The organism is Paenibacillus campi (assembly GCF_034659835.1).
GTDB classification, from domain to species: domain Bacteria; phylum Bacillota; class Bacilli; order Paenibacillales; family Paenibacillaceae; genus Saccharibacillus; species Saccharibacillus campi.
Map to the genome: position 1 here is coordinate 279,652 of NZ_JAXSQZ010000003.1, position 12,568 is coordinate 292,219.

Genomic DNA, 12,568 nt, shown 5'->3' on the forward strand with positions numbered 1-12,568 from the left:
GCAATCATTTTGCTTGACGCAAAAGAATGGTTGTACACTAAGCTTATACGTAGCGCTCCATGATCAATCAAACGGGTGAGTCGAAAAGCTTAAAATAGATGGAGGAGATTATCATGCAATCAAACGAACCCTCATTATTAACCCGACAATTGCTACAGCATCTAAACGATTGTGAGTGGATTACAGATGTCAAACTCGTCGGTAGTCATACGACAGGCATGTCGGATCGTTTCTCCGACATCGATCTATTGCTTTCCATTCGACATATGAACCCAGCTACCGCTTTATGGCAAACGTTCGAGTCGATTCAGACGTCATTTTCAACATTATGGCACGATTTTGCCAACAGTTTAATGCCCGATAAATTTCTCGTCTCCTTGTTTATTGACGGTGACAATCCATTTGCTTTTTACGATATCGGCATTATGAACGACCGAGCGTACTCGACCTATAATTGTGCGTTGTTTGTCAACGATCCGTGGGTACATTTGCTAAAGCTATGGGTGATGAATTTTAAATATGGGATGCGTCATGCACTACAATTTGAGCGGCGCTACACAGTGATGATGCAAAAGGCAAATTTGGCATATGATCCGGATTACTATGCCGGATTTGCCCGATTATTGAACCTATTAAAACAAAAGCCTACCGTTAACGAACAGTATGTACATAAACTTGAAATGGAATTAAAAACCAATTTAAATTTCTAAACGTAAACGCATGTTATCCTAATATATAAACTGCATTTAACAACAGATAATCGTATGTAAACCTTGTCATATTCTAGCTCGGATGCAGCATTAGCTCAAAAAAAGGTTAAAAGATAGAGAGAACAGCCGTATTTTTGGCTATACAATTTAAACAATGGAGCGTGAACATTATGGCACTTGATCCAGAAGTACAGACAATGGTAGACAATTTTAATCGTTTACGCATTCCGCCCATGCATACGATCCATCCAAAAATGATGCGTATTATAGAGGCACGCATGGCACGCAAACAAGTTCCTCATCCGACCGCTCTGTATAACGTAAACAAAGCGAAAATCAAACTTCCTCAGCGCAAACTAAAGCTACGCATCTATACGCCAACCGAGGTCGAGCAGGGCACATTGCAGCCTGCAATAGTATTTTATCATGGAGGCGGATGGGTGATCGGCAGTCTTGATTCACATGACGAATTGTGCCGCCGCTTGGCACTACAATCGGGTTGCTGTGTGATCGCCGTCGATTATCGCCTTGCACCAGAGCATCCTTTTCCGGCAGCAATGCAAGACGCCTACGATGCCTTTCATTATATCGTCCAACATGCCGAACAATGGCAATTGGACGCATCACGGATCGCAGTCGCAGGAGATAGCGCCGGTGGCAATCTGGCGACCGTAGTTTGTCTAGCAGCCAAAGACCATCATACCGTTATGCCAGCTGCACAGTTATTGTTTTACCCATCTACAGGTAAAGGCGAAGGCACACCGTCCTATACGGAAAATGGAGAAGGCTACATCCTAACCGCCGAAATGATGAGCTGGTTTGAACAAAGCTATTTTACCGAAGCAGAAAATACGAAACAACCATACGCCTCACCATTACTTGCTACCGACCTAAGCGGCATGCCACCAGCAATTATTATTACCGCCCAATACGACCCACTACGCGACCAAGGCGCCCAATACGCAGAGCGTCTAAAAGAAAGCGGCAATGAAGTACACTATGAATGCTACGATGGCATGATCCACGGTTTTGCCTCCCAGCTACAACTACACCGTTCAGCGGCAGCCGTGCGCAAAGCAAGCCAACAGATCGGAAGCTGGTTGAGAGCGAAGCAGTAATAGGTAATATAGTTAAAATTCAATCTTTCTCCAAATATACGAGTATACGAGAAAATTCGTTTAGTGCGAGCCAAAATGAACGGACAGCAGCAATAAGAGCAGTAGTAAGAAAGCAAACGAGCGAAATCCCTTTTAATTTGGAATGGATGAGAGTATGTCCTTTGTATAATGCAAGCAGCACAGAGCGGCGGCTATCCCGCCACAAAAGTTATGCATATGAAAATCCCCACATACTTGAATTAACAAGGCTGTGGGGTTTTAATCATTAATAACAATATTCAATTGTAAACGGTCCTCCTACAACAATTCACATGCGTGACATGGTTACTTTCGCCGTCCATGCTGCCGATTGTCATTGCTCTGCAGACGCTGACAACCGTTTAGCGATTGTTCTCATTGATGTCATAGCGCTGTTCGTATGCCGAATGCATAACGAATGGCTATGCTTGCTTCACAGCCATTTTCTACGGGCGTGTGAGCGATTTATGCTATCCAACCCATCGGGGTCGAAACGTATTTTCATCCGCACATTTCTCATTACATCATCCATGTCTTTGCATATGGAATGATTTCCAGCATACCACGTCTTCACGAAAAACGTTGTCACTTACGCTTTTCTAGCGTGAATTACGCTTCAGTATGCCTCGCTAACCTGTTTCATTGGAATCCTGCTCCCTTCCTAACAAGATACTACACACTTGCTCGAAAATAGCATTTTCCTCTGTTCACAGCCTTTCTGCATAATGGAGAAACATAATTAACATCCATTTCATTCAAACGAACAAAATATTCATTCAAAAAACGAACACAGGTCAATCCAAATCATTTCATTTGTGCCTTCATGTTCTTGCAGCCATAAACTCAATTAAGAGTTGTTCGGTCATCGCATCAGATGAGTTTCCCACATATCCACGAACTGCGAAAAATGTTTTCACGGACACTTTTCTGTGTGCAGCCGATTATAATATGCTTCGCTTTCGCTATTGCATTGGAATCCTGCTCCCTTCCTAGCAAGTCATAGTGCTTGCTTGAAAACAGTTCATTCCTTACCTACTTTCCATTCGTACATTTTCAGTAGCGCAACCTTCATCCTATGCGTTCCCACATACTCCCATTTCACGAAAAACGCTGTCACTACGCTTTTCTTACGTGAAATCGTGCCGGTATGCTTCGCTAACCTGTTTCAACGGAATCCTGCCCCTTTCATACAAGTGAAATTGAACTTGCTTGAAAAAGTTGTTCGTTGTCTCGTCCAATGGTCTAAGTTGTGCTAATTCTCTATTCCTCAATCTGCGCATCAGGGCGTTTTCACGGACGCCGATTGGTTCTGCAGTTGAACGAATAGGTGGCAATAACTTACGCCATAGGACGACTCTCTCCTTTCCTAAAATTAAATCATTAGGAAGTAATAGAGTACATCACCTGCAACAATGCTTGATGTCTTGCATTAAAGCGTTGCTGTTTGGTGATGTCTACATCATATACCGTGTTATTAGAAAATGAAAGCGGTGTAAAAAGCGTTAAACGAGTGTAAAATCCGATTTATGTAAAATAAGTCTCGCAAGCTTTAAAATCCATCTTTTTCCTTTTGTTTATGCGATTTTACGCCTACATTACATAATGAGTAGCTCGCAAAGAGTGGAACAGACACTGTCTCAAAATGCTGAAAATCACCGTTATATCAACGTTTAAAGGATACATTGTACAGACGAAATTTCATTTTCACACGTAAAAAATAATCCAACCTAGATAAATTGTAAATTACAAAACATCGTTTAGCCGGCTCAAAATGATCAAATAGGTAAAATAATTATGTTAACGGCAAACGAGGCATAATCCAGTCTAAATAACATTTCAATATCGTAAAAAAAGTCTGTAATTCCGTGTCATATCTTGACGATAATTGGGTAATAAATGATGTAATGCTACAGCGATACATCAATCGTCAAAGCAACACAGAATGGGTAATGCAGCACAGAACAACGTAGCAGCACAAGCAGCAAGAATAAACATACAGCATTATACTAAAGCCGAATGGAGGACAATCTGTGAGAAACCCGATCAAAGAACTGATGGGCATCAAGGACAGCATTAATGATGTAAAAGGCACAATGAACGAAATCAAAACGATGCTGGACGAGGTGAAAGGCGATGTGGATGAGGCGCAGCAGAAGCTGCAAGGCACGATGGAGCATGCCAAATCGACATCTGAAAAGGCAAAATCGTCTACCGATCAGTTTAAGCAAGCATTAAGCGAAGCAGGTACGAGTATCGGCGCATCAAAGCAGCATATGCGATCGAGCAAACAAGATATTCAGCAGACGGCTACGGTCATCAAAAGTTTGTTTGGCAAGGCTAATGATGACAGCCGTCCAAATTCGCTTGCCGAGCAGAGCAGTCAAGATGCTGCTTTGTCCAGCACAGATTCCAGTGTCAACGCTAGTAGTTGGCTGCATGATGTAGAAGGAGCCAAGTTGTTTAAAGAAGGGCCGGCATATTTTGTAAAGCTAGGCGAACGAATTATTGGAGAAATTACGTATGTGCCTGGACCGGAAAATGATACGTGGACGCTTAATCATACGTATGTCGATCCACAATTTCGCGGCGGTCGAATCGCCAAAGGCTTGCTGGATGAAGTCGCTCAAGCTGCACGAACGGCAGACAAAAAAATATTCCCGACTTGTTCGTATGCACTCGCACAGTTCAAACGGGATCAAAGCTATGCGGATGTGTGGCTACGTTCGTAATAGCCATCCGTAAAACGTATAAGTAACAAATCATACAAACATTATGATTTAGTACGTGAAACGAGTAACATTGTATGCGAACGATTCAATTATGCTTTATATACAGTAAAGTACAGAAAGGTGAGCACAATGAAAAAGACGATTGCAGATGCTGTAGTAGAAACGCTTGTTAATGCCGGTGTAAAACGAATCTTTGGCATTACTGGAGACTCGCTAAATGCGATTATCGATGCGGTGCGTCGCTCCGGCAAAATCGAATGGATTCACGTACGTCACGAAGAAGTGGCTGCTTTTGCGGCAGGAGCGGAGGCAGAGCTGAACGGAACGATCGCAGTATGTGCAGGCAGTAGCGGTCCCGGTAACTTGCACCTGATCAACGGATTGTACGATTGCTACCGCAACCGTGTACCGGTGCTGGCGATCGCTGCCCATATTCCGAGTGATGAGATTGGCAGCGGCTATTTTCAAGCGACGCATCCGGAGCAGATTTTTCAAGAGTGCAGTGATTTTTGCGAAACGATCACAACGGAGAAACAGATGCCACGCATCTTAACGATGGCGATTCAGACAGCGATCGGCAAATCGACCGTATCGGTTGTTGTACTGCCTGGTGATATTGCTAGCCTGGACGACTCCGGTCATGAGGTGCCGGCACATGTTGGTTATCCGTCGAAGCCGATTGTACATCCGTCTGCCGATGATTTGCAGACGCTGGCAAGCTATTTGAATGACGGCAAAAAAGTGACATTGCTCTGTGGTGCAGGTTGCAAAGGCGCGCATGCTGAACTGATGGAGTTGTGCGCGAAACTGCAAGCACCGATGGTTGTTGCTTTACGCGGTAAAGAACATCTCGCCTATGACAATCCTTATTTTGTCGGGTTGACCGGTCTGATCGGGTATTCATCCGGGTATCGGGCGATGATGGATTGTGATGTATTGCTCATGCTCGGTACGGATTTCCCTTATCGTCAATTTTATCCGGAAAAAGCAACGATTTTGCAAGTGGATATTAATGCCGCTAATCTCGGTCGTCGTACCCCACTGGCACATGGTGTATGTGGCGATGTGAAAGATACAGTCCGTGAGCTGCTGCCACTGTTGCAAGATGATCGCAAAAGTGATCATTTGCAAAAATCGGTCGAACGTTACAACAAAGTACGCGAAGAACTGGATGAGATGGCGGTCAAAGGCAATAGTGTCAAAAACGGCATGCATCCGCAATATTTGACCAAAGTGATTAGTGATGCGGCTGCGTCAAATGCTGTATTTACGTGTGATGTCGGAACGCCAACCGTTTGGGCAGCGCGCTATTTAGAAATGAATGAACAGCGGCGGTTGATCGGTTCATTCAATCACGGCACGATGGCAAATGCGTTACCGCAGGCGATTGGTTTGCAGGCTACTGAGCGCGATCGTCAAGTCATTTCATTTTCCGGCGATGGTGGATTAAGTATGCTGATGGGTGATCTGATCACATTAAAGCAGCACAATTTACCAGTTAAAGTAGTCGTGTTTAACAATAGTGCCCTCGGCTTTGTAGAGTTAGAAATGAAAGCAGGTGGTTATCTCGAATCCGGTACTGATTTGCATAGCACCGATTTTGCAGCGGTAGCCAACGCGCTCGGCATTCATGGCATTCGTGTTGAAGACCCGGAACAGTTGGAAGATGTTGTTGAGCGTGCACTTGCCTATGATGGTCCGGTAGTGCTTGATGTGCTAGTTAATCGTCAAGAGCTGTCGATGCCGCCAACGATTACCGTACAGCAGGCAAAAGGCTTCTCGCTCTGGATGGCAAAAGCAATTATGAACGGACGCGGAGATGAGTTAATCGATCTGGCAAAAAGCAATCTGTTCCGTTAATGGTGAAGGAAGGTAAGCTAGCGAAGCGATGCAATAAGCATGGATTTGGCGATCGCCGTAGTATAAATTGAAATGATCCACTACGTGTGTAACCGTAATTTTATATACGAAAAAGGTAGCTGTCCTCGTGATAGCTACCTTTTTCATATTATTTATACAATGTGGAGCAAACGTGGACACCTACTCTAGTAGGCTGTCTCAAGTAAAAATCGTGTTTGAACTTATCTTAATCTATTCGTAATCAAACGATGGTTAGATAGACAAACTGTAAATGCACTTAAAACAAGCTGTTAGTAGCTTAACTATCTTACATATGCTGTCTGACCGACTCTATCGTATGTCCATATCCATGTATCACATCATGCAAATGTGTAGGCTATATGACATTAAACTCCACATTTAATGCATAACGTAGTCAGCCTAATAGCACATACTAAACGTAGCAATTTTAAAAAGATCAAAAATAATTTAAAATTTCAGTTCATTTGTGAAAAATGTCACATTGTTAAATAGGAATATCGCTTATGATGAAGGTGTAGAAAATACGAGGAGATGATTAAGATGAGAACGAACGTAAACGAGAACTTTACCCAATACTATATGAATTTATGCTACAACTGTCAGGAAGCAGCAAAATGCCAAGATGAAGAAACATGTCTCGCTTGCTGGGCAGATCAAGGGCTATTCGATGGTGAGAAAGATGATACCCAGCAATTGCTTAACGCCTACTATGCGTAAGCTGCATACGCTGCGCATCAGCTTAAAGAGCGTCTGTATACGATGGCAGCAGTGTGGCACAACGCTAATTACAGTAACTATGTTTTTTTTAGGCAGGCGAGAATGGATCATTGGCTATTCATAAACCGCTACACTTCATCATATGGAGAAGTGTAGCGGTTTTTTGATGTGTACAGATGACGTTTTTTCGTAGCGGGATACGGTATATTATAAAAACAGAACTATACATACAGCAACGTTTCGCAGCTATAAAAGACGTTGAATAATGGTTATACAGGAAGCTGCATCTATTGATAAAATAGCATGATCAAGCCAATCATCTATACTATAACTCTCCGGCAAGTAGCGGAGAATGGAGGGGATAACATATGGACTACACGGCAAGCACAGTCATCGTCACCGGAGCAGCACAAGGAATTGGGCGCGCAGTAGCAGAAGCTTATGCCGCGGCTGGAGCGACTGTATTTCTGAGCGATGTTGCTGAATCTGAAGGAGCAGCGGCAGCAGCGGGGATTAGAGAGCAGGGGGGACAAGCTCACTTTTTGCCGTGTGATGTACAAAATGAACAACAGATTAAGCATCTCGTCAAGGAAGCAGTCGAGACAACAGGACAGATCGATGTAGTCATCAATAATGCCGGTATCGGGCATTGGGTGTCGCCATACGAATTAACTTTAGCGGATTGGGATCGTGTAATGAATACGAATGTACGCGGCTGTTTCCTGTTGTCGCGTGAAGCTGGCAAAGTGATGCGCGAAGGTCAAGGTGGAAGTATCGTAAACATTTCTTCAACGCGTGCACATATGTCTGAGCCTCATTCCGAAGCATACGCAGCGTCTAAAGGTGGCATTACCGCATTAACCCATGCGCTCGCTATATCGATGGGACAGGATGATATTCGCGTAAATTGTATCAGCCCAGGCTGGATCGAAAATGGCGATTATAAAGCATTAAAACCGGAAGATCATAAACAGCATCCAGCAGGTCGTGTCGGTAAACCAGAAGATATTGCACGTGCGTGTATGTTCATTACGTCTAAAGAAAATTCATTTATTACAGGCGCAGAGCTTGTGATCGATGGCGGTATGACTCGTAAAATGATCTATATGGAGTAGCCAGCAGCATAGCATATAGCAGATTAGAGTCTAAGTACAACAAGGCAATTTATAAACTATACAAACAACAGCCAATCCGATGAATACAGTAGGATTGGCTGTTGTTATACTTATTTTTATGCGATATCTGTTAGTATATGATGAACTCAAACTGTCGGATTGAAGTCTGTTGCTGCAAATGAAGACGACATATGTTCAGCAATATACCATCTATGTTGTTCAAATCTATGCGATTCATTCAAGCAGTGTAGCTATTTTTTGTGCATAGCTACGCCTTTTACGATGATGTAGTTACTATTTGCTGAAGCACAGATAGCTTTTTGCAGAACAATGTAGCGCTATGATGATGTAGTTGCTACTTGCTCCTGCTGAACCGCACGACGGCTCCATTTTTCCTTGAACAGAGGCAATGTACTTTCACCGAAGATAGCTGCTTCTTCCAGATGTGGATAGCTCGACAAAATAAATGAAGTTACACCAGCGTCTGCGTATTCTAACAAACGATCTGATACTTGATCCGGTGTACCGACAAACATCAATGCTCCACCTGAACGAACATTAGACAGACCTGCCCACAGATTTGGTCCAACAACAAAGTCATTGGCTGCGGCTGCATCACGAATTTGGTTTTGACGATTTTGTCCGGTTGCACCTGTTTTGCTAAATGCAGCTTTGGCACGCTCGATCGTTGCAGGATCAATGTCCTTGATCAAATTGCACGCGGCTTCCCATGCTTCTTCCTCTGTATCACGAACGAGCACCTGAGCACGCATACCAACGCGGAGCGGACGCAGTGTGCCAGTATGCTCTGCATGCTGACGCTGCGATTCCTGCAATTCCTCAATCTGCTGCTTGATCATATCGAGCGGCTCCGACCACATGAGGAATACATCCGCATATTCAGCACCGACACTTTTTGCCATAGGAGAGCTACCGCCGAAATAAATCGGCAAGCCAGGCTGTTGCACGGTAGCAGGACGGCTTTTCCCGCCGTTGATTTCGTAATATGCACCTTTATAATGCAGTTTATGATCGGTAATGGACGCTTCTGCACCAGCACCAAATTCGGTTGAAGCCAGTCCAGAAGCTTGTCCCCATACGCCTTTAATAATATCTAAGTATTCACGAGTGCGCGCATATTTCTCATCATGTGCCCGGGCAAGTGGGTCGCCAAGTTCTTCCAGATCATCAGGTGAGCTACCGGTCACGATGTTAATACGAGCGCGCCCACCTGATAGTTGATCAAGTGCGGCTGCCATACGTGCAGTTAAAACGGGAGCAATCAGACCTGGACGTACTGCTACAAGTGGCTTCAGCGTCGTAGTTGCACTAATGATCGCAGAGCCGACAACCCACGAATCGATACATGCGCCACCCGTTGGAATCAGTACAAATTCAAAGCCCGACTTCTCGGCTGTCTGAGCAACATCGGTTAAATATTCAAGGGTTGGCTTACGCTCGGAATCGCGCCCGAGACTTGTACCGTCACCCATCGTAGGCATAAACCAGCCAAATTCAACTTGATCACGGTAAATAGAATCAGAAGACATAATGATAGCTCCTTTATTATAGAGAGAAGTAATAGTGCACAATCGATGTTTATTCGTTATTGTATCTAATCTGGGAGCAGATGATTTTCATTGTTCAGGCAAGCACATTATACACGTGTATACATAATAAATAACATCCCAGTTGTAGTCGTTGCCAATTAGTTACAAACTAATCCGACAAGCATACTTGGTATAAAAATACTAGCATGTTCCATCTAGTGTGTCAACGCTCTAACGTGAGCTAGATTATGAGAAGTATCGCTGAGAAAATAGTATCTTTTCTTTTATAAAAAAGCACAAAATCACGAAAAAGAAAACAGATTATGTTAGGCTTATACGCAAACATGGTGTATTGGTGCAGCCTACGAGTTTGCGTACACGCTCTAGTAGACTGACCGTGGTAAATAGACAGTTTGATATTGCATAGCAGCGATATTATCCTGCTACAATGCCAGTGTATTTTTCATAAGATGTAGTCAATCAGGCATCGAATTTAAACTGGTCAGCCTACTAGGAGGTGTCTTCAAACTGCTTCGTAGGCAGTTCGATGTGTTTTTTTTATTAGATTACGCTTGTATACGCAGCTCAACTCACCTAAAACGCGATCAACTTGAATAATAAAATGACAACGTGGAAGGTTTGAAGACATTGCCTAGTAGATTGTCTCAAATATATTTACGGTTTGTCGATCTAACCATTGCTTGATGATGAATAGGTTAACGTACGTTCAAACACAATTTACATTTGAGACAGACTACTAGAACTATGAATGCAAACGTAAACGGATTCCTGTATTTTTTATAAAACACTCCGAATTCCTATTTGGCTACATGCTGTCTCTGTTGTAAACTGGTACATAAACTCAGCTTCCGGTAAGATCAAGCTGACCCTGTATAAGTGTCTGATGAATATACTCAACGATTTCATAAACCGCTATGAATCAATATGTGCAACTTAACTGGTACGGTGATGATATAAGCGTTATGTGATCATGTAAGCTAATCGTTTCATCTAAAGGAGAATAAGCGTATGAATAATCCATTATCTGCTGCCTCGCAACAAGAGGTACGCTCATCGACTACATCTAAAGCTAGATCATCTGCATCCAGTTCTACGCACAATCAGAACGAGCAACCAACGAGCACAACGAATACGAAGCTACCGCAACATTCAGCCCAGCTATCGATTGGAGAAGTGGCGGAACGACTTGGACTTAGCGTACATTCGCTACGTTTTTATGAGCGTGAAGGACTGATGCTTACTTTAAAAGTGTCGCGCGATGGAGGTGGAAGACGTCGCTACAATGAAGTTGATGTAGAGTGGCTGCGCATCTGTATTTGCTTGCGTGCGTCAGGAATGCCAATTGCGCAAATTCGACGCTTTGCGGAGTTGGTTCGATTAGGACCAGGCAATGAGCATGAACGTCTTGCGATTTTAAAAGAGCATCAGCAACGTGTCATCGATCAGATGCAGCATTTAAATGAATGTTTAGATGTGATTACAAATAAAGCCAATGTATATGAAAACTATATTTCAAGCTCGTTAGATCGTGCATAAATGGAAAATAAGGGCTTGACCTAGAGTTCACTCTAGGTTGTAAAGTAGACCTGTGATCAATTTCAAATGAGTAGGATGAGAGGAGAATACAAATTATGACAAAAGCTTATCAACAAACACCGCAAGAAAAGATTAACTCCGGATTCGGTTATCGCAGTACAGCAGATGATGTACTGGCAAGTATTGATCTGTCCGGTAAGCTGGCACTCGTTACGGGTGGTTACTCTGGTCTTGGATTGGAAACGACGCGTGCGCTAGTGAAAGCAGGTGCCCATGTGATAGTGCCTGCTCGTCGCCCGGATGCTGCACGTGAAGCACTGGCTGGAATCGAAAAAGTCGAAGTCGATGAGCTTGATCTGTCTGATTTGGACAGTGTACGTGCGTTTGCCCAACGTTTCCTGGATCGTGGACGCAGTATCGATGTGGCAATTTTAAATGCAGGCATTATGGCTTGTCCAGAGACACGTGTCGGTCCTGGTTGGGAATTACAATTTGCGACCAATCATCTCGGACATTATACATTGATCAATCTGCTCTGGCCTGCTTTAAAAGCTAATGGTGGTGCGCGTGTCGTTGCCACATCGTCAACAGGTCACCATCGCTCACCGATTCGTTGGGACAATTTGAACTTTGAAGGCAATTATCAAAAGTTTGAAGCGTATGGACAATCGAAAACGGCGAATGCATTATTTGCCGTAGAACTGGATCGACTTGGTGCAGCACATGGCGTGCGCGCGTTTGCCGTGCATCCAGGTGGAATATTGACTCCGTTACAACGCCATATGCCCAAAGAGGAAATGATTGCGCTCAACTGGATTAGTGAAGATGGAGAAACCGTTAATGAAGCGTTTAAAACACCGGAACAAGGTGCAGCAACACAAGTATGGGCTGCAACTTCGCCACAGCTTGCAGATAAAGGTGGCGTCTATTGTGAAGATTGCGATATCGCAGTACCTTATCAAGCAGACAAACCTTCCGCCGGTGTGAAAGAGTATGCGGTTGATCCAGAACAAGCAAAACGTCTATGGAAACTGTCAGCAGAGCTGACCGGTGCAGACTTGTCCAAAGCATAAATGACTGTATAGGACGATCAGCACAGGCGTCGACATCATAAGGCGAGCTGAAATCGTCCATTCGGACGAATTGTAAATGACAGTATTCTGTTATACTGTT

The 12,568-nt window shown here is 43.7% G+C and carries 9 protein-coding genes; 8 read left to right on the top strand and 1 reads right to left on the bottom strand.

The window, feature by feature from the left end; all coding sequences use genetic code 11:
• Positions 1-113: 113 nt before the first annotated feature.
• The 6 genes from U1I11_RS09965 to U1I11_RS09990 all read left to right on the top strand — a co-directional run bounded on the left by U1I11_RS09965 (position 114) and on the right by U1I11_RS09990 (position 8,288).
• Positions 114-710 (top strand): hypothetical protein, encoded by a 597-nt coding sequence (locus tag U1I11_RS09965; RefSeq protein WP_322905949.1) that lies wholly within the window; start codon positions 114-116, stop codon positions 708-710.
• Positions 711-880: 170 nt separating this feature from the next.
• Positions 881-1,828, top strand: a complete 948-nt coding sequence (locus U1I11_RS09970) for an alpha/beta hydrolase (RefSeq protein WP_322905950.1) — start codon at positions 881-883, stop codon at positions 1,826-1,828.
• Positions 1,829-3,876: 2,048 nt separating this feature from the next.
• Positions 3,877-4,575 (top strand): GNAT family N-acetyltransferase, encoded by a 699-nt coding sequence (locus tag U1I11_RS09975; protein ID WP_322905951.1) that lies wholly within the window; start codon positions 3,877-3,879, stop codon positions 4,573-4,575.
• A gap of 129 nt (positions 4,576-4,704) precedes the next feature.
• The gene (poxB, locus tag U1I11_RS09980; protein ID WP_322905952.1) at positions 4,705-6,435 is read left to right on the top strand and encodes a ubiquinone-dependent pyruvate dehydrogenase; all 1,731 of its coding nucleotides are present in this window, start codon (positions 4,705-4,707) and stop codon (positions 6,433-6,435) included.
• A gap of 561 nt (positions 6,436-6,996) precedes the next feature.
• The gene (locus U1I11_RS09985; protein ID WP_322905953.1) at positions 6,997-7,173 is read left to right on the top strand and encodes a hypothetical protein; all 177 of its coding nucleotides are present in this window, start codon (positions 6,997-6,999) and stop codon (positions 7,171-7,173) included.
• Between the two features lie 368 nt (positions 7,174-7,541).
• Positions 7,542-8,288, top strand: a complete 747-nt coding sequence (locus tag U1I11_RS09990) for an SDR family NAD(P)-dependent oxidoreductase (protein ID WP_322905954.1) — start codon at positions 7,542-7,544, stop codon at positions 8,286-8,288.
• A gap of 338 nt (positions 8,289-8,626) precedes the next feature.
• Here the strand turns inward: U1I11_RS09990 and U1I11_RS09995 are convergent, their stop codons facing one another.
• Positions 8,627-9,838 carry an LLM class flavin-dependent oxidoreductase gene (locus tag U1I11_RS09995; protein WP_322905955.1) on the bottom strand — a complete coding sequence of 404 codons (1,212 nt, stop codon included), beginning with the start codon at positions 9,836-9,838 and terminating at the stop codon, positions 8,627-8,629.
• A gap of 1,029 nt (positions 9,839-10,867) precedes the next feature.
• Here U1I11_RS09995 and U1I11_RS10000 point away from each other — a divergent pair.
• Both U1I11_RS10000 and U1I11_RS10005 read left to right on the top strand, forming a co-directional pair.
• On the top strand, positions 10,868-11,395 hold the full coding sequence (locus U1I11_RS10000; protein WP_322905956.1) for a MerR family transcriptional regulator: 528 nt from the start codon (positions 10,868-10,870) through the stop codon (positions 11,393-11,395).
• Between the two features lie 95 nt (positions 11,396-11,490).
• A complete protein-coding gene (locus tag U1I11_RS10005; protein ID WP_322905957.1) occupies positions 11,491-12,468 on the top strand; it encodes an SDR family NAD(P)-dependent oxidoreductase in 978 nt (325 codons plus the stop codon).
• Positions 12,469-12,568: the final 100 nt, after the last annotated feature.